This is a genomic window from Streptomyces sp. NPDC033177 (assembly GCF_055577715.1).
In genome coordinates, this window is record NZ_JBVIPS010000006.1 from 514,162 (window position 1) to 537,780 (window position 23,619).

Consider the following 23,619-nt stretch of genomic DNA (forward strand, 5'->3'; position numbering starts at 1 on the left):
CGAATCTGGCGCAATTACTGCGGCGCAGCTAGCCCTGCGGCTGAGTCAGGTGAGTGAACGCGTCCAGGTTGCGCGTGGATTCGCCCCGCGACACCCGCCACGCGTACTCCTTGCGAATCGCCGAGGCGAAGCCCAGCTCAAGGAGGGTGTTGAAGGACCCGTCCGCGTTCTCAAGGACCGAGCCGAGCAGGCGGTCAAGTTCGTCGGGGGTGACCGCCGCGAGCGGGAGCTTGCCGGTGAGATAGATGTCGCCGAGGGAGTCGATCGCGTAACTCACGCCGTACAGACGCAGGTTCCGCTCGAGGAGCCAGCGGTGGACCGCGTCGTGGTTCTCGTCGGGGTGCCGGATCACGAACGCCGTCAGGGACAGCGCGTGCTTGCCGACCCGCAGCGAGAGCGTCGTCGACAGCTTGCGGGTGCCCGGGAGCGTCACGACGAAGGAGCCGCTCTGCGGGCTCTCCCACTCCAGTTCCGCTTCGTTCAGCGTCTGTTCGATGATCCCGATCGCCGCTGCGTCCGCCTGATCAGCCATGATGCGAGCGTACGCGACGCCGGTGTTCGTGCACCGCCGCCGTGTAGACGTCCGCCGTGGCGGACGCGGCCGTGTCCCAGCCGAAGGATTGCGCGTGCCGTGCGGCCGCGTCGCCCATGCGGTCCACGAGGTGCGGGGTCTCGGCGAATTCACGGAGCACGCGCGCGTAGTGGGCCGGTTCGTGGCCGTCGACCAGGAAGCCCGTCACCCCGTCGCGTACGGCGACCGGAAGACCGCCCACCGACGCGGCGAGGACCGGCGTGCCCGCCGCCTGGGCCTCTATGGCGACCAGGCCGAACGACTCGCTGTACGAGGGCATCACCAGGACCGAGGCGGCCCGGAACCAGTCCGCGAGCTGTTCCTGGCCCACCGGCGGCTGGAAGCGGACCACGTCCGCGATGCCCAGCCGGGCGGCCAGCTTCTGCAGGCCCTCCGGCTTCGCGAGTCCGCTGCCGCTCGGGCCGCCCACCACGGGGACGACGATGTGCCTGCGCAGGTCGGGGCGCTGGTCGAGGAGGACCGCGACCGCGCGGAGCAGGACGTCCGGCGCCTTGAGGGGCTGGATGCGGCCCGCGAAGAGCGGGATGAGGGCGTCCTGCGGGAGGCCGAGGCGGTGCCGGGCCGCCGCGCGGCCGTCGGCGGGGCGGAAGCGGTCGAGGTTCACGCCGGGGTGCACGACGGCGACCTTGCCCACCTCGGACTCGTAGTGGCGTACGAGCTCGTCGGCCTCTTCGGAGGTGTTGGCGATGAGGCGGTCGGCGGCGCGCACGATCTGCGTCTCGCCGATCACGCGTGCCGCGGGCTCCGGGGTGTCGCCCTCCGCGAGCGCCGCGTTCTTGACCTTGGCCATCGTGTGCATGGCGTGCACCAGCGGCACGCCCCAGCGCTCGGCGGCGAGCCAGCCGACATGCCCGCTGAGCCAGTAGTGGGAGTGGACCAGGTCGTAGTAGCCGGGGCGGTGGCCCGCCCACGCCTGCATCACGCCGTGCGTGAAGGCGCAGAGCTGGGCAGGCAGCTCTTCCTTCGCCAGGCCTTCGTAGGGTCCCGCGTCGACATGGCGCACGAGGACGCCCGGAGCGAGTTCCACGGCGGGCGGCAGTGCGCCCGTCGTGGAGCGCGTGAAGATCTCCACCTCGATGTTGATGGCCGCGAGGCGCTTGGCCAGCTCCACGATGTAGACGTTCATGCCGCCCGCGTCGCCCGTGCCCGGCTGGTGCAGCGGGGACGTGTGCACGCTGAGCATGGCCACCCGGCGTGGGCGCCGATTGCCGACCGGAAGCCGCAGCCTGCCGGGCGCTGCCGACGAGCGACGGCCGAGCCTGGTCACGTACTGGCTCACGTGGCGGTCCTCCTTGTGCGCGCGGGCATGTCTCAAGGGAGGGCGTGCACGGTCCTCCGGAGGGAGAACATCGGAAGGGCCGACTCCATTTCCTCTTTGCCAAATCATTACCGGACGCAGCTCAACCCATGACCGGCCGGAGCCCGGCCCACACCCTCACGGAACGTGCCGCGCACCCCCGGCACCAGGGCGCATACCCTTTCCCCCATGGCCTCCCGCACCCCTCCCCGCCCCGTGGGAACGGTGACGCGCGGGACCACCAACCCCAACCGTCTGCGCCGCATGGACCGCTGGATCGCCGCCACGCACGGCGCCGGACTGCGGCGCTCCACCGACCCCGTCGCGGTCGACCTCGGCTACGGCGCCGCCCCCTGGACAGCCGTGGAACTGCTCGTCCGGCTCAGGACCGCCGCGCCGCACGCGCGCGTGGTCGGCGTCGAGATCGATCCGGCGCGGGTCGCGGCCGCGAAGCCGTACGAGAGGGAAGGGCTGTCCTTCCGGCACGGCGGCTTCGAGGTCCCGCTGACCGGCAGGCCCGCGCTGATCAGGGCGGCGAACGTGCTCCGGCAGTACGACGAGGAGCAGGTCGCCGCCGTCTGGCAACGGCTGTGCGGGCGGCTCGCACCCGGCGGCCTGCTCGTCGAGGGGACGTGCGACGAGATCGGGCGGCGGCACGTCTGGGTCGCGCTCGGGCCCGAAGGTCCGCGCACGGTCACCTTCGCGACGCGCCTCGGATCGCTCGACCGGCCGTCCGACCTCGCCGAACGCCTGCCCAAGGCGCTGATCCACCGGAACGTGCCGGGCGAGCCGGTGCACACGTTCCTGCGCGACTTCGACCGCGCCTGGGCCGCCGCCGCTCCCTACGCCTCGTACGGCGCCCGGCAGCGGTGGATCAGGACGGTGCGGGACCTGGCCGCCGACTGGCCGGTGGCGGACCGCCCCGCGCGGTGGCGGCAGGGCGAAGTGACGGTGCGGTGGGAAGCGTTGGCGCCGCGTCAGGGGTGAACGCGCGGGGTGCCTCCGGGTGAATTCGGGGGCCGGCGGCGGGTGAACTCCGCGTGTGGCACGCCGCGGAGGGAACGATCTACGAGTGCCGTTCGTCACATGGGGCGGGTGAGATCGAAGTTGCCGCCGCGCTCTGTCGCATTGCGCGTCGGCATGGCACCATCCCCGGTGCACTCGTATGTTACTGACGGTAAATCAGCTTTGGGGGAGGCGGACGTGACCGGCAAGCGGAGTTCGACTGCGGCTGGCCTGGCGCTGATCTGCGCGGCAGTGGTGCTGAGCGCACCGGGCGCGGCCTATGCGAGTCCGGCGGAGCCAACGCCCGGCAGCCCCACGTCCCTTGAGGAGCTGCGCAAGGAGCTCGAGAAGCTCTACCACGACGCGGGCGTCGCCACGGACGCGTACAACGCGGCGGAGGAGAAGAGCGAGAAGCAGTCCAAGCAGATCGTGAAGCTCGCCCGCTCCATCACCAAGGGCCAGCAGAAGCTGGACAAGCTCAAGTCCCGCGCGGGGGCCGCCGCCCGCGCCCAGTACCGCAGCGGCGGTGTCTCCTCCGAGGCCCGGCTGATGCTGAGCGAGGACCCCCAGGAGTTCCTGGACGGCGCCGGGCGGATGCGGCAGGGCCAGAAGGCCACCAAGGGCATGATGACGGAGATGGAGCGGACGCAGGAAGACCTGCGGATCTACGCCAAGGACGCCACCGCCCAGTGGAAGAAGCTGGAGTCCAACCGCAAGGCGAAGGCCGCGTCGAAGAAGAAGATCAAGAAGAAGATCGCGGCCGCCGAGGAGATGGAGTCCAAGCTCGAGAAGAAGGAGCTGGAACGGCTCAGGAAGCTCGAGGAAGAGGCCCAGCTCAAGAAGCAGTCGGCGTGGGTGAGTTCGGGTGTCCTCGAGGACATCAAGGGCAAGGCGACCGGTCCGGGCAAGAAGGCCGTCGAGTTCGCCACCGAGCAGATCGGCAAGCCGTACGTCTGGGGCGCCGAGGGCCCCTCGTCGTACGACTGCTCCGGCCTCACGTCCAAGGCCTGGGCCGCCGCCGGCCAGGGCATTCCACGTACGTCACAGGAGCAGTGGAAGCAGCTCCCCCGCATCGACATCAAGAACATGCGCCCCGGCGACCTGATCATTTATCACGCGGACGCCAGCCACGTCGGGATGTATGTGGGTGACGGCGCGATCGTGCACGCGCCGCGGCCCGGCCGCGATGTCACCGTCGCGGGCGCGGGATCGATGAAGATTCTCGGGGTCGTGCGGCCCGACAAGTAGGCGGCACCTGGGCAGGTGGAGACCCGGCGGCCGTTCTGTGGGCCACGTCATGTGACCCACCGCACCCCGGACGGGTCTCTCAACCATCCGGGCGTGATGTTCGTCATCCCTGCCGGAGGCTGTCGTGCCCAATTGCGGTCCTAGATGCGGCATATGACGCTGGCTGTTTGCCGCGCGCCATTCCAATCGGGGCTCGCCTAACGCTATGGTCCCCGTCGGTGGAGCGTTCGACCGTCGATCCACCATGCCCTCGGGGGGAGGGAAGGAAACCGAAGCCATGCCCGTACCCATACCGCGGCAGAGAGCGATCCCGGCCGCGGAAGGCGGTCAGGCTCACGCTCTGCCGACGCCGACGCCCGCACCCGTGCAGGCGCCCGAACCCGTACCCGCCCCCATGGGGCACCTGCCGACGTCCAGGGACATGGACCAGCAGGCGAGCGGCCCCGGCCTCAGCCTCCTGGTCATCGAGGACGACCCGGTGGGCTCCCTGAGCGTCCCGCAGATGCTCGACTCCGCGGGCAAGCCCATCAGGGTCCGCACCGCCCGCAACCTCACCGAGGCCGAGCGGCTGCTCACCGACGACGTGCACTGCATCCTGCTCGACCTGGCCCTCGCGGGCCCCGCGAGCACCCCGGAGGAGGAAGCGGACGAGCTCGCCACGCTCAAGCACGTCCTGCGCCTCGCGCCCCGGCACGCCGTCCTCGCGCTCACCGCGAGCGGCGACACCGAGGGTGGCGCGGAGGCCGTGCGGGTCGGCGCCCAGGACTATCTCTTCCGTGACGAGCTGGACGGGCGGCTCCTGAGCCGCGCCATCCGGTACGCCGTGGAGCGCAAGCGCGCGGACGCCGCCCAGCGCCAGCTGACGGAGTCGCGCCTGCGGGCCCAGGAGAACGCCCGGCTGGAGCGCGGTCTGCTGCCGACGCCGCTCCTGGACGGCTCACCGCTGCGGTTCGCCGCCCGCTACCGTCCGGGGCGTTCGCGTGCGCTCCTGGGCGGCGACTTCTACGACACGGTGCGCACCCCTGACGGCTCCGTGCACGTCATGATCGGCGACGTCTGCGGCCACGGCCCGGACGAGGCGGCGCTCGGCGTCGAGCTGCGCATCGCCTGGCGGACGCTGACCTTCGCGGGTCTGTGCGGCGACGAGCTGCTCAGCACCATGCAGAAGGTCCTTGAACACGAGCGCGCCGACGACGAGATCTTCGCGACGCTCTGCACGGTCGACATCGCCCCGGACGGCCGCCGGGCCGGGCTCTGCCTGGCGGGCCACCCGTCACCGCTGATCGCGCGCGACGGCCACCTCGCCGAGCTGCTGCCGTACGACACCAACGGCCCGGCGCTCGGGCTCCTGCCGAACGCCCGCTGGCCGCGCCGCCAGGTGGAGCTCGGCGGCAAGTGGAGCCTGATGCTCTACACGGACGGGCTGATAGAGGGACGCATCGGCCAGGGCAACCAGCGCCTCGGCCAGGACGGCATGGTGGAGATGCTGCGCCGCCAGATCGCGGCGGGCCTGCGGGGCGACGAGCTCCTTGAGGCCGCGGTGAACGAGGTGCGTGAGCTCAACGGCGGGGATCTGACCGACGACGTGGCCGTACTGCTGCTCGACCGGGACCGCTGAAGGACCCGGCCTCACGGCCGGCCGGAGTCTTAGCGGCCGCCGTTGTACGGCCCGTACGGACCGTCGCTGCTGGAGCCGCCGCGGCGGCCGCCGCCACTGCCCCCGCCGGTGATCTGCCGCAGCGCGGGGCGTACGTCGACCATGTAGACGATGGTCGCGATGAGCCCGATGATCGGCAGGAACGACAGGATGTTGAAGATCAGGTTCACGATGAAGGCGAGCCCGAGGATGATCAGCCAGAACGGCTTGGTCTTCTTGTCCGCCGCGCGATAGGCGTCCTCACGACGGATCGCCGCGTCCACCAGCGCGAAGCCGCTGAAGACGATCAGCGCCAACGACAGCAGCCACATGAAGTTTGCGAACCCCTGCATCAGCACTACGTCCACCACCAGTCTCGGCTCTTGAGTACGCGGACACCGTACCCGCTACCCGGAGAACGGGCCGGGCACTTCGAGAGTGCCCGGCCCCTTCACACGACAACCTCCGTACCGCGCGCTTACTTGGCGGGCGGCGTGGTCTTCTTCGCCGCGGGCTTGCGGGGCGCCGGGGCCTTCTTGGCGACCGGCTTCTTCGCAGGAGCGGCGGTGGCCCCGGTCGGGTCCGATGTCACCGACGCGTCGGAAGCGGCGGCGGGCTTCTCCTCGGCGTCCGGCTCGACGGCCACGGCCAGTTCGTTGATCTCCTCGGCGGCCTCGCCGCGCCAGGTCCGCACGGCCTGCTCGCCGTGCTCGGCGACCTTCTCGTACTGCTCGCGCGCCTTCACGGCGTACTCGGCGGCGACGCCGACCGAGCTGAGAGCAAGACCCTGAGCGCTCTCGCTCAGCTTCTTGAAGTCGGTGTCGAGCGAGCCGAGCAGCTCGGTGAACCTCGTCTGAAGGGTCTCCTGCGCCTCCTTGGCGCGGGCGACCGCCTTGTCCTGGACGGCCTTGGTGTCGGTGTTGCGCACGGCGTCGATACGGGCCGGCGCCTCGGCGATCAGCTGCTCGATGGCGCCCGGCACCTTCTTCGCCTGCTGGAACGCCAGGTCGGCGGTGCCGACGACGAAGTAGGCGGGGGTGGTGTCGGTGAGGGTGTTGCGCAGGTCGTCCTTGATGGCCATGGCGATGGTCCTCCCGGATTCGCGTCAGCTCGGTCAGCTCGGTCAGCTGGCTCAGGTCGGTCAGCTTGTGGGGTGGTCCTTGGTGCCGGCATCACTGCCGTCGGCAGCACTTCCGTCGGCCGTGCGGGGGCCGTCAGCGGTGGCGTCCATGTCGTCCGCGTCGTCCGCGTCGTCCGCGACGTCCAGGTCGTCCGCGTACTCGGACACCTCGAAGCCGTTCTCTTTTCTGAACGACTCGTAGATCTGCAACAGGACCTGCTTCTGCCGCTCGTTGATGGAGGGGTCGGCAAGGATGACGGCGCGCGTCTCCAGCTCGTCCCGCTCCTTCTCGTCGAGGATCCCGGCCCGGACATACAGCGTCTCGGCGGAGATCCGCAGCGCCTTGGCCACTTGTTGCAGCACGTCGGCACTGGGCTTGCGCAGGCCGCGCTCGATCTGGCTCAGATACGGATTGGACACCCCGGCGGCCTCGGCGAGCTGCCTGAGCGAGAGCTGCGCGTTGCGCCGCTGCTCGCGCAGATACTCCCCGAGATTGCCGACGTTGAGTGATGCCATGCGTCGATACTGCACGCCCGTTGCTAACAATTGCAAGCGCCTGCTTGCAAAAGTGCGCCACGCCACTGATCGGGCCGCCGATCGCGCCGCCGGACACCCCGGCACATGAGCACCCGCGGCATGGCACTGGGCGTGGCGCCACGGGGTGCCACTTGATGCCAGCAGCGCCCGCTCCCCCGGCTCGACGCGTGAAGTATTCAGAGATTTCGCGCGCGTTGGGGGTGATGTGAGCCGACCGCTGACCTGCGCATTCGTGGGCTGGTGACCCCCCTTGACCCTCACGACACCACCCCTGACGCCAATAATGACTCGACGTGGCACCAGCGGTGTGCCACGATGGCACCACCGGAGCGGAGAACGCGCCGCCGAAGCAGCGAGGGAGGGGAACGGATCATGGAATCAGCACCACGTCAGCAGTCGGCGGCACCCGGCGCCTTCACCGCCTTCGCCCGCTTCGTGCTCTGTGGCGGAGGGGTGGGGGTCGCCTCCAGCTTCGCCGTCGCCGCCCTGGCCTCCTTGATCCCCTGGGCCCTGGCGAACGCCCTGATCACCGTCGTGTCCACGCTCCTGGCCACCGAGCTGCACGCCCGCTTCACCTTCGGTGCGGGCGGGCGGGCCACCCGGCGCCAGCACGCGCAGTCGGCAGGGTCCGCGGCGGCCGCGTACGCGGTGACCTGTCTGGCGATGCTGGTCCTCCAGTTGCTGGTGGCGGCGCCCGGCGCGGCGCTCGAACAGGTCGTCTACCTGTCGGCATCCGCGCTCGCCGGAGTCGCACGGTTCGCCGTGCTGCGTCTGGTCGTCTTCGCCCGCAGCCGCTCGCAGGCCGCGACCGAGGCCGCCGCCGCGACCGAGGCCGCCGCCGTGACCAAGGCCGCCGCCATGACCAAGACCGTGCCCGGGACCAAGGCCGCGACCAAGACCGTGCCCGGGACCAAGGCCGCCGCCGGCAACGCACCCGCCGTGCGGCCCGTCCACGCGGCGGCCGTGGCCCCCGCCGCGCTCTGCCCCGCGGCCTGACCGCGCCCCTCACCTCCCCCCTCCCCCATGCGTTACCGGCCGCCTCTCCCGGCGGTCGGTAACGTCTGTCGTGTGTCTGTGTCTCTCTCCGACCTCGTCCGGCTCCGCCAGGCCCGTGACCGGATGGACCGCGACTACGCGGAGCCCCTGGACGTCCCGGCGCTGGCCCGAGCCGCCCTCATGTCACCGGGGCACTTCTCGCGCAGCTTCCGCACCGCCTACGGCGAGACGCCGTACAGCTACCTCATGACCCGCAGGATCGAGCGGGCCAAGGCGCTGCTGCGGCGCGGGGACCTGTCGGTGACGGACGTCTGCATGGCGGTCGGGTGTACGTCGCTGGGCTCCTTCAGCTCACGCTTCACCGAGCTGGTCGGCGAGAGCCCGAGCGCGTACCGCGCCCGCGACCACTCCCACAGCGCCGCCATCCCCGCCTGCGTCACCAAGATCCACACCAGGCCGGTGAAGAACGGGCCGGTGAGGAATGGGCCGACTGGAAACGCACCACCGATCAGGAACGGAGAAGCGAAACCCGACGCCGGTCCGTAGCGTCGTACGCATGGAAATCAACCTCGCACAGTGCTTCATCGCCGTCGACGACCACGACAAAGCGCTCGCCTTCTACCGCGACGTGCTCGGTCTGGAGGTCCGCAACGACGTCGGCTTCGAGGGGATGCGCTGGGTCACCGTCGCCTCGCCCGCGCAGCCGGACGTCGAGATCGTCCTCGAACCGCCGCTCGCCGACCCGAACGCGTCGGACGCCGACCGCCAGGCCGCGGCCGAGCTGATGGCCAAGGGGATGCTGCGCGGCGTCATCTTCCGCACCAGCGACGTCGACGCCGTCTTCGAGCGGATCCGCGCCGCGGGCGCCGACGTGCTCCAGGAGCCGATGGACCAGCCGTACGGAGTCCGCGACTGCGCCTTCCGCGACCCGGCGGGCAACATGCTGCGGTTCAACCAGCCGCGCGAGAAGTAGGGCCGAGCGCGGACAGCCGGTCACGCCGCCCACGCCCCGTCACACCGCCCACGCCCCGTCCCGCATCAGGACCCTGCCGGTCAGCTCGTGCTCGCCGCGCCATGCACGCACCGTTCGCGGGGTGACGCGCAAGTACACGAAGGAGCCCTCCTCCTCGCGCGGGTCCCAGCCGAACTTGGCGGCGAACCCGTCCCCGGCATCCCGCGGGACGACGGAGGCCGGGAAGCACTCCGCCTCGCCCTGTACGAGCACCACATCGGCGGTGTCCGGCAGGGCGAGGCGCACCCGGGGCTCCTGCCGCGCGTTGCGTACCGTCACGGAGGTCTCGCCTGTGCACATCCACAGCGCGCTGCCGTCCCACCGGAACCACAGGGGCACTTGGTGGGGCCCGTGCTCCGGGTGGGACGTCGACAGCCAGATGTCCCGCTCCCGGTCGAGGCGTTCCAGCGTCTCGCGCCTGCGCTCCGGTCCTTCACGACGAACGATCTCCGTGTTCCGCATGAGCGCAGACCCTAGCCGGTGGCCGCTCCCGCCCCTGAGGCTCCCGCCCCGAAGGCCCTGCGGTAGTCCCCCGGTGACACCCCCACCTGCTTGAGGAAGTGGTGGCGGAGGTTGTTCGCCGTGCCGAGACCGCTCAGTTCGGCGATCTTGTCGATCGGGGCGGCGGTCGATTCGAGGAGGCTCTGGGCGCGGGCCAGGCGCTGGTTGAGCAGCCACTGGAGCGGAGTCGTGCCGGTGGCCGCCTGGAGCCGGCGGTAGAGGGTGCGCGGGCTCATCGCCGCACGGCGCGCCAGGTCGTCGACCGTCAGGGGGCGGTCGAGACGGGCACGCGCCCAGTCGAGGACGGGCCCGAGGCCCTCGTCGTCCGTCGCGGGCACGGAGAGGTCGATGAACTGGGCCTGGCCGCCGGGGCGGTGAGCGGGTACGACCATGCGGCGGGCCAGCTGATTGGCGACGTGCGCGCCCAGGTCGCGGCGGACCAGATGCAGGCACAGGTCGAGGCCGGCGCTGACGCCCGCGCTGGTCAGGACGTCGCCGTCGTCCACGTAGAGGACCGAGTCGTCGACCTCCACCTTCGGGTAGCGCGCGGCGAGTTGGGCGGTGTGCATCCAGTGGGCGGTGGCCCTGCGGCCGTCGAGGAGCCCCGCCTCGGCGAGCGCGAAGGCGCCGGTGCACAGGGAGACCATGCGGGCGCCCTCGTCGTAGGCGCGACGCAGCGCCGCCGCCAGGCCGTCCGGCAGCGGGTGGCCCTCCTCCACGCAGGCGTCCGGCACCGACGTGACGATGACCGTGTCCGCCCCGACGATGTCGTCCAGGCCGTACGGGGTACGCACAGTCAGGCCGAAGGCAGCACCCTCGTCCTCGTACGCGGTGCCGCACAGCCGGAAGTCGTACCAGTGGTCCGACAGGTCCGGCTGCGGCTTGCCGAACACCGTGCAGGGGATGCTCAGTTCGTACAGATCCCAGGACGGGATCGCTATCTCCTCGGTCACGACCAGGGCCACGGAACCAGCGCTCATGACGGTGAGCGTAAGCCGCGAGGGGGCCGCCCCGGGGCGTGGCAGGAATTTGGTGGCCGCCGTCACCCCTGTCACTGTCCGACGCCGCCGCCCGCTGCGAGCGTGGTCCGCATGAACGCAGAGAACGAGAACGCCGCCGCAGGCAGCACGTACGCAGAGAACCCCGCCGCAGGCAGCACGAGCCCACAACGCAAGACGCCCGTCACCGTCATCGGCCTCGGCAACATGGGCGCCGCCCTCGCCGCCGCCCTTCTGGCGAACGGCCACCCCACCACCGTCTGGAACCGCTCCCCCGTCAAGGCCGAGCCCCTCGTCGCGCGCGGCGCCCGCCTCGCCGCCACCCCCGAAGAGGCCGTCGCCGCCAGCCCGTTGATCCTCGCCTGCGTGCTCGACGACGGCGCCCTGCACGCCGTACTGGACCCGGTCGCCGAGGTCCTCGCCGGAAAGGCCCTGGTCAACGTCACCTCCGGCTCCCCCGAGCAGGCCGGTGAGGCGGCGAAGTGGGCCGAGTCGCTCGGGCTCGGTCATCTCGACGGGGCGATCATGACCACTCCGCCGGGGGTCGGGAACCCGGAGATGATGTTCCTCTACAGCGGCTCGGCCGAGGTGTTCGACGCCCACCGCGCCACCCTCGCCGCGCTGGGCGACCCGCTGTATCTGGGCGCGGAGCCGGGCCGTGCCTCGCTCTTCGACGCCGCCCTGCTCGGCCTGATGTGGTCCACGTTCACCGGCTGGTTGCACGGCACGGCCCTGGTCGGGGCGGAAGCGGCCAAGGGCGACGGAACCAAGGCCACCGACTTCACGCCCGTCGCCCTCCGCTGGATGCGGCACGCCGTGGCGGGCTTCATCGACACCTACGCGGCCCAGGTGGACGCCGGGCGCTATCCGGGTGACGACGCCACCGTCGACGTACAGATCGCGGCGATCGGACACCTCATCCACGCGGCCGCCGACCGCGGTGTGGACAATGCTCTGCCGGAACTCCTGAAGGCCACCATGGAGCGGGCTAGCGCCGCAGGGCACGGCTCCGACAGCTATGCGAGCGTGATCGAGGTTCTGCGGGCGGATCGGCGGGACACGATGCAAGTGTGACCATTCGGCAACAACAGGCAGGAGAAACGTGACTCCGGGCGCATGATGAAACTTCATCGCCACCTGCTGTCACGGGTCTTGGGGGGACCGAATGAACAAGCCGCTGCGCCGCATAGCCGTCTTCTGCGGGGTGCTGACGCTCGCCCTGCTCCTGCGGGCGACCTGGGTGCAGTTCGCCGAGGGCGAGTCGCTCGCGAAGCACGACAAGAACCGCCGCGTGCAGATCGAGGCCTTCTCCCACCCCCGCGGTGACATCATCGTCGGCGGCAAGCCGATCACCGGCTCGAAGGAAGTCAGCGGCACCGACTTCAAGTACCAGCGGGTCTTCAAGGAAGGCCCCATGTACGCGCCGGTCACCGGCTACTTCTCGCAGGCCCAGGGCGCGACCTTCCTGGAGGGCGTCGAGAACGACGTGCTCAGCGGCGACGACGACCGCCTCTTCATCCGCAACACCCTGGACATGCTGACCGGCGAGAAGCGCAAGGGCGGCGACGTCATCACGACCATCGACCCCAAGGCCCAGAAGGCCGCCTACCAAGGTCTGGTGGACCTCGATGCCCGGGGCGCGGTCGTCGCGCTCGACCCGCGCTCCGGGAAGGTGCTCGCGCTGGCCAGCACCCCCTCGTACGACCCTTCCGTCTTCGCCGGGATCTCGCAGAAGGAGGGCAAGGAGTTCTCGCGGCTCGGCGAGAACAAGGACAAGCCGCTCTCCAACCGGGCGCTGCGCGAGATCTACCCGCCCGGATCGACCTTCAAGATCCTCACCGCGGCGGCGGCCCTCGAACACGGCGTGATCGACGACATCGACGACCGCACCGACGCCAAGGCGCCCTACAAGCTGCCGCTCAGCTCCACGACGATCGGCAACGACGTGCCCGGCGCCCCCTGTGACAAGGCCTCGCTGAAGGTCGGCATGCAGTGGTCGTGCAACAACGTCTTCCTGGACACCGCGCTCAAGGTCGGCGACGACGACATGCGCGAGACGGCGGAGAAGTTCGGCTTCAACAAGCAGCAGTTCGTCCCCGTGCGCGCGTCCGCGAGCAGCTACCCGGACGGCCTCGACAAGCCGCAGACCGCCCTGACCGGCATGGGCCAGGGCAGCCTGACCAGTACGCCGCTGCAGATGGCGATGGTCGCGGCGGGCCTCGCCAACGACGGCAAGGTGATGAAGCCGTACATGGTGGAGGAGCTGCGCGGCCCCGACCTCTCGACGATCGAGAAGGGCAAGCCGCAGGAACTGAGCCAGGCCGTCTCCGAGGACACCGCGGGCAAGGTGCAGGAGATGATGGAGCACACCGTCGAGGAGGGCACGGCGAACAAGGCGCAGATCGACGGCGTCACGGTCGGCGGCAAGACCGGCACCGCCCAGCACGGCTCGAACGTCAACGACGAGCGGCCGTACGCCTGGTTCGTCTCCTACGCCAAGAACGAGGACGGCTCGTCCCCGGTCGCGGTCGCCGTCTTCGTCGACCCGAAGGACATGAACATCCCTCGCTCGGAGATCGCGGGCGGCAAGCTCGGGGCGCCGATCGCGAAGGCGGTCATGGAGGCGGTGCTGGACGACTGAGCGTCTCAGTCCTCGGCTCCCCGGCCCTCCAGAAGCCGTCCCGCAAGACGTTCGATGCGGGCGTGCCAGGCGGCGAGCGCCTCGTCCTTGGCCGCCGGGTCGTCGAACGGTCCGGTCTGCGTGAGGACGAGCCGGGTGCCGTAGCCCGTGCCCTCGCCGAACTCCCAGCGCACCTCACCCTTGGGATGCACGGCGTACGTGAGGAACTCCGGCGCCCGCAGGGCGGTGACCGGGCCCGCGGAGACGCCGTCCGCCAGGAACCCGTCGGGTGCCGTGTCGCCCTCCAACGGCACCTCCCCCGAGCAGAGTTCGGCCCACACCGCGTCGGCGGACCGCACCAGCTGCCGCTCGAAACGGATGCCCTCGCCGGTGACCTGCCCGTGGCCCAGGTCGAACTGTTCCAGATACGCCTCGTGCAGTTCGCCCACGTCCCGGCTCACCTCGGCCCGCCCGCCGTCCAGGAACTGGCCGAGCGCCGAGATGCACAGCTGCCAGCCCGCGGCGAAGCTCGGGGCGCCGAAGCGGTCGCCGAAGGTGTGGACGAGGGTGAGGAGCGAGCCGCGGCCGTCGGGGCCGTCCGGGGTGATCTCCCAGCGCAGGTGGTCCTCGCCCCAGCTGAAGGCGAAGAGGCGGGGCTCGTCCGCGTCGGTGACCTCGCCGGTCATGCCGGGGCCTTCGTCGCCAGGGAAGTGGAAGCCCATCGCGCCACCGGGCCGCAGTTCGAGGGTCACCTCGGAGGGGAACCACTGGGCGAGGTGCTCCGGCCGGGTGATCGCGGCCCAGACCTTGGCGGGCGGGTGCGCGAGGCGGCGCTCCATCCGCAGGACGCTGCGGTCGCCTTCCTCGTCGGGGCCGAGGGTGTCGGAGTGCGGGTTCATGAGGAGTCACCGTCCCGGTTTGTGGTCCATCGTTCATCGTTCATCAGGACTCACCGTCCATGACGTCGAGGTGCCGTTCGAGGGCGTCGAGCCGGCCCGTCCAGAGGTGCCGGTAGTGCGCGAGCCAGGCGTCGAGCTCGGCGAGGGGCTCGGGCCGCAGCTCGTACCAGCGGCGCTGCGCGTCCTGCCGCACCCGCACGAGACCCGCGTCGCGCAGGACGCGCAGATGCTTGGACGTGCCGGGCTGGCTCAGACCGAGCCGCTCGGTGATCTCGCCGACCAGGTGGGGGCGTTCGAGCAGCAGGTCGAGGATCTTCCGACGGCTGGGCTCGGCGAGGACGTCGAACGGTATGGGCATACTCCGAACATAACCCCATGGCTATATAACCGCAACGGCATGCTCCCGTAGGGGCCGCCAGGTCACCTCTCCCACGGCAGCGGGCGACTGTGCAGCACGTCGAGCCGGGACACCGCCCTGGTCAGAACCACGTAGAGGCGACTGGGCCCGCGCTGTTCCGCCTCCGCGATGGCGGCGGGCTCGACGGCCACGACGTGGTCGTACTCCAGGCCCTTCGCGACGGACGCGGGCAGCACCGTCACACGCGCGCCCAGGTCGTCCGGGCTCGCGCTCTCGATCCCGGCCGCGGCGAGGGCCGCGCGCAGCCGGGCGGTGTCGGCGTCGGCGGCGATGACGCCGACCGAGCCCTCGCGGGCCAGCGCGGCACGCACCGCGTCGACAGTGGCGGCGGCGATGTCGACGGCCCGCACCTCCCGAATCCTCAACTCGCCGTCCGTACGCAGTGACCGGGCGGGCGGTACGTCGACGTCGAGCGAGGCGAGAACGCGATTGGCGAGCCCCACGATCGCCTTCGGTACGCGGAAGCCGGTGGTCAGCGGAGTGACGGAGGCGTCGGGTTTGCCGAGGTGGGCGAGGAGTTCGGGCCAGCCGCGGGCCGCCCACGGGGTGGTGCCCTGGGCGAGGTCGCCGAGGACGGTGAGCGAGCCGAAGCCGGCGCGGCGGGCAATCACGCGGGCCTCCATCGGGGAGAGATCCTGGGCTTCGTCGACGACGATGTGGCCGTAACCCTCGGGCCGTTCGAGCAGCCCGGCGATCTCGTCGAGCAGGACGAGGTCGGCGGCGGACCACTTCGCCGACTTGTACGAGCGCGGGGGCCTTGCCCAGCGAATCGCGCGCTGCTCGTCCGGGGCGAGGATGCCGTCGGCCGCGGCGGTGAGCGCTGCCGGGTCGGTGAGCAGGGCGGCGAGCACCTCCTCCGGCTTGACCCTGGGCCAGGCTTCGTCGACGAAGGCCGAGACGGGCCTGGCGCGGGAGATCTTCTGCAGCCAGGCCTTGTTCACGGCGCCCGCGCGGCGCTCGGCCTGGTCCTGGATGTGCCGGACGGCGCGGGTGCGTACGCGCTCGCGGCCGACCGCGTAGGGGGGTTCCTCGGCGCGCACGTCCGCGATGATCCGCTCCAGGTCGTCGAGCGCGACCCGCCAGGTGTACGAGCCGTCCGGCACGGCGAGGGAGCGGGTGGGCGGTGTGACGCGTGAGTAGAGCGCGCGGCGCAGGACCTCCGCCATGCGGGCGTCGTGCTTGACGCTCGCCGCGGCCTCGCCGTCCTCGGCCCGTACGGGCGCGGTGGCCCTGGCGATCTCGTCCGCGACGGTGGACTGACGCACGCCGGTCTCGCCGAGGGAGGGGAGGACCTCGGCGATGTAGCGCAGGAAGGTGCGGTTGGGGCCGAGGATGAGCAGTCCGGCGTGCTGCACGCGCTGGGGGTGGGTGTAGAGGAGATAGGCGGCACGGTGCAGGCCGACGGCCGTCTTGCCGGTGCCGGGGGCGCCCTGGACGCAGACGGACGCGGTGAGTTCACCGCGGACGAGGTCGTCCTGCTCGGGCTGGATGGTGGCGGCGATGTCGCGCATGGGGCCGACGCGGGGGCGCTCGATCTCTTGGGCGAGGATGCGGCTGCTGGGCGGGGGCGGAGCGAGCGGGGGCGGGGCGAGCGGGGTGCCGTCCGGCTTGCTGCCGCCGGCCAGCGGCTCGTCCTCCAGGCCCGTGAGGTCGGCGGAGTCGCCCTTGCTGCCGGGGGCCCAGCCGAAGCGGCGGCGGACGGCGACGCCCTGGGGGTCGCGGGGTCCCGCCTGATAGAAGGCGCGGGAGACGGGGGCGCGCCAGTCGACGACGAGGGGCGGGGCCGAGGGATGTTCGGTGATGCGGAGGCGGCCGACGTGATAGCTCTGCCCGCGGTGATCACCGGCTTCGGCGGCTGCGGGCCCGTCGGCGGCGAAGTCGAGACGGCCGAAGAAGAGGGGGGCTTCGGGGAGTTCGCGCATCGCTTTGGCGAGGCTGCGGAACTGGTAGCCGAGGACTTCGGCGTCGGCGCCGGACGCGGAGACGTCGGCTCCGTTGACGACCTGTTGCTCGGCGCCGTCGACCATGCCGGTGAGGGCGGTGCGGCAGTTGTCGTGGTAGCGGCGTTCGCGGGCCAGGTCTTCGTCGAGGGGCGTCATACGGGCAAGGATAATGTAACCGAGTTAAATTTGTAGTCCAGTCAGATTCGTTACCGTAAATCAGCGATGCGATAGGATCCCGCCATGACGGACGAAAAGGGCCCGATCCCGGGGGCGGGGGCAGGCACGGCGACTGATGCCACCGCCGAGCCCGGCCTGCGCGAACGCAAGCGGCAGCGGATGTACCAAGCGGTCTCCGACGCGGCGATCGCACTCTTCTTGGAGAAGGGCTTCGAGAAGGTGCCGGTCGCGGAGGTGGCGGCGGCCGCGGAGATCTCGAAGCCGACCCTGTTCCGGTATTTCCCGGCCAAGGAGGACCTCGTACTCCACCGGTTCGCGGACCACGTGGACGAGGCGGCACGCGTGGTGACCGGGCGCCCGCCGAAACGCTCCCCCCTGGACGCATTGCAGCGCCACTTCCTCGACGGCCTGGAGCGCCGGGACCCGGTGACCGGCCTCTGCGACAACAGCCACGTACTGGCCTTCCACCGCCTCCTCTACGGGACGCCGTCGCTGGTGGCGCGGCTGTACGCGTATCAGGAGCGGTCGGAGAGGGCGCTGGGCGAGGCACTCGATGATTCGCTCGACGAGGCGATCAGCGGGGCGGCTTCGGACGCCGAGGCGCTGGCCGCGCGGCTGGCCGCCGGCCAGATCATCGCCGTACAGCGCATCCTCGCCATGGAGAACTGGCGCCGCATCGACGCGGGCGAGAGCGCGGAGGCGGTGTGGCCGGACGCGGTGGTGGCGGCGAACAGGGCCTTCGGGCAACTGCGTTCGGGGGTGGCGCGGTACGCCTGAAGGACGGTCGTCACCCTCACCGGTCCACCAGGACCGCCACCCCGTCGAGCACGCGTCCGATCCCGAACTCGAACTCCGTGTCCTCGGTGTCCGCGGCGTCGAAGATGCCCGCCGCGAGCATCCGCCGCAGCGCCGGGAACCGTTCGGGGGTGGCCGAGGTCAGGGCGTCGACAGTGCGCGCGTACCGCCGCATCGCCTCGTCGGGGTCCTGGCCCCCCGCCCTCATGGCCGCGTCCAGATCGGCCATGAGCGCGACCTCATTGCGCACGAACCCGCCCACCAGCATGAGCACGGAGATCTTCCGGCCCTCGTCGAGCCCGCTGTCGCCGAGCGCCGCGAGGCCCTGCTCCATCCATTCCAGGGAGTGGGGCGACGCGGGCGGTGAGGTGACGGGGACGCGCACGAGCCACAGGTTGCGCCGGAAGACGTCGCGCTGGGCCCGCGCCCACCAGTCGAGCCGCGCCCGCCACCCCGTGATCTCGGCGGGCATCTCGGGCGGGGCGCCGGTCGCCGCGTCCTGCATGAGGACGTACAGCTCGTCCCTGGCGGAGACGTACCGGTAGAGGGACATCGTCGAGACGCCGAGCGCCTTGGCGACCCGCCCCATGGAGACCGCGCCGATCCCTTCCGCCGCGGCGACGGCGATGCCCGCGTCGACGATGCGTTCGAGGCTCAGGCCGGGCTTCGGCCCTTTCGACGGCCGCTCGCGCAGCCCCCAGGCGGTTTCGAGGCTCACGGAAAGCCCTGAGCCCTGATCTTGCGCGTCTTGCGCGTCTTGCGCGTCTTGCGCGTCTTGCGCGTCTTGCGCGTCACCCCGCGCGTCCCTGTCCGCCGCCATGAGCCGCCGCCTCCCTGTTCCCGGTCCACCCGCCCCCTCTTGACGCACATCGTAGTTCTGCGTAACCCTTACACGGTAATGCGTAGACCATACGCAATAAACGCGACGCAAGCCGGGAGAGGTCAACCGCATGCCACCCACACGGGCCCCAGCCATCGAAGCGACATCCCTCACCAAGACGTACGGAGCCGGAAGCGGCGCCCGCCGCCCCGTCCCCGTGCTCCGAGGCATCGACCTCCACGTGCCGCCCGGCACCGTCTTCGCCCTCCTGGGCCCGAACGGCGCCGGCAAGACGACAGCCGTCCGCATCCTCACCACGCTCACCGCGCCCGACGCGGGCACGGCGCGGGTGGCGGGCCATGACATCCGTACGGGACGTCGCGAGGTCCGCCGCGCGATCAGCCTCACCGGCCAGTTCGCGGCGGTCGACGAGACGCAGACCGGCGCGGAGAACCTCCGCATGATGGCGCGGCTCGCGGGCCTGTCCCGCCCCGCGGCCCGCGCGCGGGCGGCGGAACTGCTGGCCCGCTTCGACCTCACCGAAGCGGCCGACCGCCTGGTCCGCACGTACTCGGGAGGCATGCGCCGCCGGGTGGACCTGGCGGCGGGCCTGGTGGGCGAGCCGGAGGTCATCTTCCTCGACGAGCCGACGACGGGCCTCGACCCGCGCAGCCGCCACGAGATGTGGGAGGTGGTGCGTGACCTCACGGCGCAGGGCACGACCGTCTTCCTGACGACTCAGTACCTGGAGGAGGCGGACCAACTGGCCGACCACGTGGCGGTCTTGCACGAGGGAGAGATCGTGGCGGAGGGTTCACCCTCGTCCCTCAAGTCCCTGGTGTCGGGCCACCGCCTGGAGGCGAGGCTCACCACCCGGGAGGCCTACCTGCGCCTGACCGACCGGGCCACGCACCACGCCCCGGAAAACCTGACGCTGGGCTTCCCGACGGACGGCACGGCGGGTGACGTACGCGCCCTCCTTGACGACCTGGACCCGGCCCGCACGGATTTCGCGGCCTTCACGCTCCACGCGGCAACGCTGGACGAAGTCTTCCTCACCCTGACAAGCCCACGGAAGGCGCCGACTCATGTCTGAAGCCCTGATCATGACCGGCCGGGCGATCCGCATCAGCCGCCGCAACGTGGACGCCCTGGTCACCGCCATGGCGCTCCCCGTGATGATCCTGCTGATCTTCGTCTACTTCTTCGGCGGCGCGATCAAGACGGACACCCGGTCGTACGTGACGTACGTGGTCCCCGGAGTGCTTCTCCTCTGCGCGGGCTTCGGCTCGTCGAACACGGCGATCGCGGTGACGGAGGACCTGAAGGGCGGCATCATCGACCGCTTCCGCTCGCTGGACATCGGCGGCACCCAGATCCTGACGGGCCACGTCTTCGCCTCGCTGGCCCGCAACCTCATCGCCACGACCTTGGTCCTGACCCTGGCGTTCACGATCGGTTTCCGCCCGACGGCAACCCTGTTCGGCTGGCTGGCGGCGGCAGCCATCCTCCTGGCCTTCATCCTGGCCCTGTCCTGGCTCTCGGCAGCAGTGGGCCTCCTGGCCAAGTCCCCGGAAGCGGCGGGCGGCTTCACGTTCTTCGTGAGCTTCCTCCCGTACCCGAGCAGCGCCTTCGTCCCCACCGCCACGATGCCGCCCTGGCTCCAGACCTTCGCCGAGAACCAGCCGGTGACCCACGTGATCGAATCCCTCCGGGGCCTGCTCCTCAACCAACCGGTGGGCTCCACCCCATGGGTGGCACTGGCCTGGTGCACGGGAATCCTGGCGGCTTCGGTGGCGGCTTCGGGGGAGCTGTTCAGGAGGCGGACGGCGTAGGAGTGCCAGGGACGGGCTAACGGCGCCACGAGGGTGTGGCCGCCAGACGCCACACCCCCTCGAAGTGACTGATCTGCGTCGCGACAGCCGTCTCGGCCGCTGCCGTTCCCTCCTTGCGGGAGCGGACGGTGAGGTCCGTGTTGTAGCCCTTGGGGTCGTAGACCTCGCAGTCGGGATCCTGCAGGGACATGGTGGCGACCACGTCATAGAGGCCGCACAGCACCAATTCCTTGTTGAAGATGCACACTTTGTCCCGCGGGTCCCCGTTGTACAGCCGGTACTCGCACTGCACCATCACCCTGCCGTCGCCCGTCAGGCGGTCAGCCAGCCGGGAGAGGATCTGGTCGTACTCCCGGCACTTGGCCTCGATCCGAGCGCGAAACTCGGGGTAGTCGACGGGTCTCCCGTCAGGGCCTACGCGTGACGGGACGGCCATCTCACGCCCGAAGTCCGGTATCAGCATCCTGACCGACACCCGCTTTGTCGGCCCGGGGTCGTCCAGAAGGCTTTCCAGCCGGTGATAGAGCTCGTTGTAGAGCGTCTCGCCCGTGTAGCCCAGGAAGCAGATCTCCACTTTCCTGGAGTGGAAGGCATCGCTCACGAGCCTGCCGAGATCACGGGAGCTGACGAGGGCGCGGTCGGGCGGCCGGGACGAGACTGCGAGCTCGTTGACCGCGTCGTACAGCACATAGCCGACCAGGCTGAGCAGCGCTCCCCCCAGGTACGCCTGGCCCTCGAGAGCGTCTCCCACCGGCTTCACGAACTGCGCGGTCAGCCCCGTCACGAAGATGGCAAGCAGCAGGGCTCGCGTAGCAGCCGATTCGAACCGCGCCCGGTACCGCCGCAGCCACCCGCCCACGGTTCTCGCCACGAGAGCCCTCCCCCGAGCAAGCCTCTATGGCGTCGCCCTCATCACTCCATGCTCGCCGTGCGGCAGTGCCCGGGCAAGATAGGGATTGGCCGTTGGGCTGGGCCGGAGACCCAGAGATGCCATCGCCGCGGCCAGCGTCATCGCGTACGAGTCCACGGCGCGCTGCACATTGGGCGCGTCCAGACCGGCGCCGGTGACCAGTCGGTCCAAGTCCACGTAGGCCGACCGGACCACTTCGATCCAGCGGTACACGGGCCAGTCGTCCTCCCACCCTCTCGTGCACTGCTCGGGAAGCCGGGCGCTCCAGCGAGTGAACATGCGCTGCCTGATCTCGGCACGGATAGGGGTGAGATGCATGTGGCGGACCAAGTCGTACAGCGGATCGCCGACCATCGCCATCTCCCAGTCGATGACGGTGAGTCCACGGCCGTCGTCGTGGCGTACGAGATTCCAGGGGTTGAGGTCTCCGTGCAGCAAGGCGGAACGGCGGGCCGTCAGCCGGTGGCGGCTCAGCAACTCCCGCAGCCGGTCGCCTGCCGGCAGTCCGAGTTCCCTGGCCAGTTGCCGGGATTCTCTGGGCAGATCCATGACCAGCTGCACCAGTTCGTCGCAGAGCCAGCGGTAGAAGTCCGTCTCGCGTGCGGTGGGATCCAGCTGCCTGGTATCGATGTGAGTCAGAGCGCAGAGTTGGTCCACCAGGTCATCGGCCTCGCCGGGGCGCAGCCCGTTCACGGGATGGACCGGTGCCAGGTCGCCGTTGCCCGGCCCCTCGTAGGAATGGATCGCGAACTGGTCCTTCAAGTCGCTTATTCCCAGAGCCAGTACGACGGGGGCCCGCACCGGCTGGCCGGAATGCTCGATGAGCCGCAGCACCGCGTGCTCACTGAGGATGCTGCGCTCGCGGCGCTCGGGCGAGCTGAGCTTTCGCCGCACCACGACCGGGAGCCAGACCCCTTCCACCCTGACCACGGTGTTGAGGTGGGCCGTCCCCTTGAACACCCTGGCGGCCGGCGCCGCTCCCTCACCGATCAGTGCGTCGAGCACGGCGGAACGGGGAAAGCCGGGGTTCTCGGGCACGCGCGGGTCGGGCTCCCAGGAGATCGGGATGTTCTGCCGGACCCCCTCGTAGCGGCCCCCGAATCGGGCCGCGCGCCAGCGGAACAGAACCCGCTGGATCTCCTCCTCGTCCGGCACTCCGGGCAGTTGCAGCGGAGCAGCCGCGTCCGTCAGCGCTCTGTGGACCACGCCGGTCGCCAGGTCGAGGCTCTTCTGGTCGGGCGTGTCGCCCAGCGACTTGGCCGCGCGCATCACGTCCGGATAGACGGACTGGGCGCGTTCGAAGGCGACGTAGTGCTCCAGGTCCCGGCCCAGGCCGTTGACCGCCCGGGGCCTGAGACGTTCCATCGCCTCCACCCAGGCCTCGGTCACCTCATCCCACTGATGTTCCGGGTATCGCATACGGACCAGGTGCGTGGCCAGGTCGTGCAGCGGGTCACCATAGGTGGCGAGCTCCCAGTCCACGCAGATCAGCGGCGGCTCACCGTCGTAGGAGAAGATCACGTTGTCGCGGTGCAAGTCGGTGTGGAGCAGGCTGCAGGGACGGCGGGTCATGCTGGGCACCCGGTCCGCCAGCCTGAGCAACGCGTCCTCAGGAATGCCGAGGGCCGCGAAGAGACCCCCGTAGTCGCACCAATTGGGCTGCCGGATCTGTTGCTCCGCGAGGAGCGCCAGCGTCCGCAGGAACGACTGCCCGCCCTTGTCGGTACGGGGCCAGCACTCCGGCAGCGGCGGCAGCGACTCCCGGCGCACCTGGGTCATCTGCGCGAGCAGTGTGGCCAGCGCCCTGATCAGTACGGAGTCGACTGGTTTGTCGTTCGGGCTGATGCTGGAGAACGGCACGCCTTCCACGTAACTGTGGACCACGGAGTCGTCGCCCTTGGCCAGGAACTCGGGGACGTGGGGGAGCACGCCCTTGAGCGCCCGGAGGATCGCCGACTCGTCCTGCCAGGTCCGGATGACGACCGGCAGTGCGTCCTGCCTGCGCAGCCGCACCGTGACAGGTGTCCCCGGATCGCGGCGCACCAGCCGGGCCATCGGCTCCGTCAGCGGAAGCACGTAATTCCGGTTGTGATGGCCTCCGCTCATCTTCCCGTGCAGCAGGGCTCGCTCGACAAAGCGCGCGTACGCCTCGTCGGCGTGGCCCTCCTCCCGATACACCAGTGACGGGGAAACGGGCACAGCTGACACGCCCACGGGTCGCTCCTGAATAGTCACGCGAAGTTGGCGAAAGTGATGCACA

General features: G+C 70.5%; 23 protein-coding genes and 1 pseudogene. 11 read left to right on the forward strand and 13 right to left on the reverse strand.

Features of this window, described 5'->3' with window-relative positions; all coding sequences use genetic code 11:
• Positions 1-28: 28 nt before the first annotated feature.
• Both ACZ5U5_RS23260 and mshA read right to left on the reverse strand, forming a co-directional pair.
• Positions 29-532: a type III secretion system chaperone family protein gene (locus ACZ5U5_RS23260; protein ID WP_469024750.1), complete on the reverse strand. Its 504-nt coding sequence runs from the start codon at positions 530-532 to the stop codon at positions 29-31.
• The gene (gene mshA, locus ACZ5U5_RS23265) at positions 525-1,871 is read right to left on the reverse strand and encodes a D-inositol-3-phosphate glycosyltransferase (RefSeq protein ID WP_469024753.1); all 1,347 of its coding nucleotides are present in this window, start codon (positions 1,869-1,871) and stop codon (positions 525-527) included. Before mshA ends, ACZ5U5_RS23260 begins: the two co-directional genes overlap by 8 nt.
• 207 nt (positions 1,872-2,078) lie before the next feature.
• On the opposite strand from mshA, the gene ACZ5U5_RS23270 reads away from it, so the two are divergent.
• The 3 genes from ACZ5U5_RS23270 (at position 2,079) to ACZ5U5_RS23280 (ending at position 5,760) form a co-directional block, all read left to right on the forward strand.
• Positions 2,079-2,876: a class I SAM-dependent methyltransferase gene (locus tag ACZ5U5_RS23270; protein ID WP_469024756.1), complete on the forward strand. Its 798-nt coding sequence runs from the start codon at positions 2,079-2,081 to the stop codon at positions 2,874-2,876.
• A gap of 216 nt (positions 2,877-3,092) precedes the next feature.
• Entirely contained in the window at positions 3,093-4,142 is a 1,050-nt protein-coding gene (locus tag ACZ5U5_RS23275; RefSeq protein WP_469024759.1) for a C40 family peptidase, read from the forward strand.
• Positions 4,143-4,419: 277 nt separating this feature from the next.
• Positions 4,420-5,760 carry a PP2C family protein-serine/threonine phosphatase gene (locus tag ACZ5U5_RS23280; protein WP_469024762.1) on the forward strand — a complete coding sequence of 447 codons (1,341 nt, stop codon included), beginning with the start codon at positions 4,420-4,422 and terminating at the stop codon, positions 5,758-5,760.
• A 29-nt stretch (positions 5,761-5,789) separates the two neighbouring features.
• On the opposite strand, the gene ACZ5U5_RS23285 is transcribed toward ACZ5U5_RS23280, so the two are convergent.
• From ACZ5U5_RS23285 to ACZ5U5_RS23295, 3 genes are all read right to left on the reverse strand, one after another.
• The gene (locus tag ACZ5U5_RS23285; protein WP_469024765.1) at positions 5,790-6,131 is read right to left on the reverse strand and encodes a DUF2516 family protein; all 342 of its coding nucleotides are present in this window, start codon (positions 6,129-6,131) and stop codon (positions 5,790-5,792) included.
• A gap of 125 nt (positions 6,132-6,256) precedes the next feature.
• On the reverse strand, positions 6,257-6,859 hold the full coding sequence (locus tag ACZ5U5_RS23290; RefSeq protein WP_469024768.1) for a hypothetical protein: 603 nt from the start codon (positions 6,857-6,859) through the stop codon (positions 6,257-6,259).
• A gap of 60 nt (positions 6,860-6,919) precedes the next feature.
• A complete protein-coding gene (locus ACZ5U5_RS23295; protein WP_469024770.1) occupies positions 6,920-7,414 on the reverse strand; it encodes a helix-turn-helix domain-containing protein in 495 nt (164 codons plus the stop codon).
• Positions 7,415-7,807: 393 nt separating this feature from the next.
• Here ACZ5U5_RS23295 and ACZ5U5_RS23300 point away from each other — a divergent pair.
• From ACZ5U5_RS23300 to ACZ5U5_RS23310, 3 genes and pseudogenes are all read left to right on the forward strand, one after another.
• Positions 7,808-8,293, forward strand: a pseudogene (locus tag ACZ5U5_RS23300) (GtrA domain-containing protein); the annotation flags it as partial.
• Positions 8,294-8,509: 216 nt separating this feature from the next.
• Entirely contained in the window at positions 8,510-8,977 is a 468-nt protein-coding gene (locus tag ACZ5U5_RS23305; RefSeq protein ID WP_469025020.1) for a helix-turn-helix transcriptional regulator, read from the forward strand.
• Positions 8,978-8,987: 10 nt separating this feature from the next.
• Positions 8,988-9,404, forward strand: coding sequence for a VOC family protein (locus ACZ5U5_RS23310; protein ID WP_469024773.1), 417 nt, complete (start codon positions 8,988-8,990; stop codon positions 9,402-9,404).
• Between the two features lie 39 nt (positions 9,405-9,443).
• Here the strand turns inward: ACZ5U5_RS23310 and ACZ5U5_RS23315 are convergent, their stop codons facing one another.
• Both ACZ5U5_RS23315 and ACZ5U5_RS23320 read right to left on the reverse strand, forming a co-directional pair.
• Complete coding sequence (locus ACZ5U5_RS23315) at positions 9,444-9,905, reverse strand: pyridoxamine 5'-phosphate oxidase family protein (protein WP_469024775.1); 462 nt, start codon at positions 9,903-9,905, stop codon at positions 9,444-9,446.
• A gap of 11 nt (positions 9,906-9,916) precedes the next feature.
• A complete protein-coding gene (locus tag ACZ5U5_RS23320) occupies positions 9,917-10,903 on the reverse strand; it encodes a helix-turn-helix domain-containing protein (RefSeq protein WP_469025022.1) in 987 nt (328 codons plus the stop codon).
• Positions 10,904-11,035: 132 nt separating this feature from the next.
• Here ACZ5U5_RS23320 and ACZ5U5_RS23325 point away from each other — a divergent pair, with 132 nt between their 5' ends.
• The gene (locus ACZ5U5_RS23325; RefSeq protein ID WP_469024777.1) at positions 11,036-12,016 is read left to right on the forward strand and encodes an NAD(P)-dependent oxidoreductase; all 981 of its coding nucleotides are present in this window, start codon (positions 11,036-11,038) and stop codon (positions 12,014-12,016) included.
• Between the two features lie 91 nt (positions 12,017-12,107).
• Entirely contained in the window at positions 12,108-13,583 is a 1,476-nt protein-coding gene (locus tag ACZ5U5_RS23330) for a peptidoglycan D,D-transpeptidase FtsI family protein (RefSeq protein WP_469024779.1), read from the forward strand.
• A 5-nt stretch (positions 13,584-13,588) separates the two neighbouring features.
• Here the strand turns inward: ACZ5U5_RS23330 and ACZ5U5_RS23335 are convergent, their stop codons facing one another.
• The 3 genes from ACZ5U5_RS23335 to ACZ5U5_RS23345 all read right to left on the reverse strand — a co-directional run bounded on the left by ACZ5U5_RS23335 (position 13,589) and on the right by ACZ5U5_RS23345 (position 16,978).
• Positions 13,589-14,461, reverse strand: a complete 873-nt coding sequence (locus ACZ5U5_RS23335) for an SRPBCC family protein (protein ID WP_469024782.1) — start codon at positions 14,459-14,461, stop codon at positions 13,589-13,591.
• Between the two features lie 43 nt (positions 14,462-14,504).
• Positions 14,505-14,819: an ArsR/SmtB family transcription factor gene (locus ACZ5U5_RS23340; protein WP_344520983.1), complete on the reverse strand. Its 315-nt coding sequence runs from the start codon at positions 14,817-14,819 to the stop codon at positions 14,505-14,507.
• Between the two features lie 62 nt (positions 14,820-14,881).
• A complete protein-coding gene (locus ACZ5U5_RS23345) occupies positions 14,882-16,978 on the reverse strand; it encodes a HelD family protein (RefSeq protein ID WP_469024785.1) in 2,097 nt (698 codons plus the stop codon).
• 84 nt (positions 16,979-17,062) lie between these two features.
• On the opposite strand from ACZ5U5_RS23345, the gene ACZ5U5_RS23350 reads away from it, so the two are divergent.
• Entirely contained in the window at positions 17,063-17,776 is a 714-nt protein-coding gene (locus tag ACZ5U5_RS23350; RefSeq protein WP_469024788.1) for a TetR/AcrR family transcriptional regulator, read from the forward strand.
• 16 nt (positions 17,777-17,792) lie between these two features.
• On the opposite strand, the gene ACZ5U5_RS23355 is transcribed toward ACZ5U5_RS23350, so the two are convergent.
• On the reverse strand, positions 17,793-18,512 hold the full coding sequence (locus tag ACZ5U5_RS23355) for a TetR/AcrR family transcriptional regulator (protein ID WP_469024791.1): 720 nt from the start codon (positions 18,510-18,512) through the stop codon (positions 17,793-17,795).
• Positions 18,513-18,744: 232 nt separating this feature from the next.
• On the opposite strand from ACZ5U5_RS23355, the gene ACZ5U5_RS23360 reads away from it, so the two are divergent.
• On the forward strand, positions 18,745-19,710 hold the full coding sequence (locus ACZ5U5_RS23360) for an ABC transporter ATP-binding protein (RefSeq protein WP_469024794.1): 966 nt from the start codon (positions 18,745-18,747) through the stop codon (positions 19,708-19,710).
• Positions 19,703-20,449 (forward strand): ABC transporter permease, encoded by a 747-nt coding sequence (locus ACZ5U5_RS23365; RefSeq protein WP_469024796.1) that lies wholly within the window; start codon positions 19,703-19,705, stop codon positions 20,447-20,449. The genes ACZ5U5_RS23360 and ACZ5U5_RS23365 overlap by 8 nt, the downstream gene beginning before the upstream one ends.
• A 16-nt stretch (positions 20,450-20,465) precedes the next feature.
• Here the strand turns inward: ACZ5U5_RS23365 and ACZ5U5_RS23370 are convergent, their stop codons facing one another.
• Positions 20,466-21,320, reverse strand: coding sequence for a hypothetical protein (locus ACZ5U5_RS23370; protein ID WP_469024799.1), 855 nt, complete (start codon positions 21,318-21,320; stop codon positions 20,466-20,468).
• Positions 21,321-21,344: 24 nt separating this feature from the next.
• The gene (locus ACZ5U5_RS23375; RefSeq protein WP_469024802.1) at positions 21,345-23,573 is read right to left on the reverse strand and encodes a phosphotransferase; all 2,229 of its coding nucleotides are present in this window, start codon (positions 23,571-23,573) and stop codon (positions 21,345-21,347) included.
• Positions 23,574-23,619 lie beyond the last annotated feature (46 nt).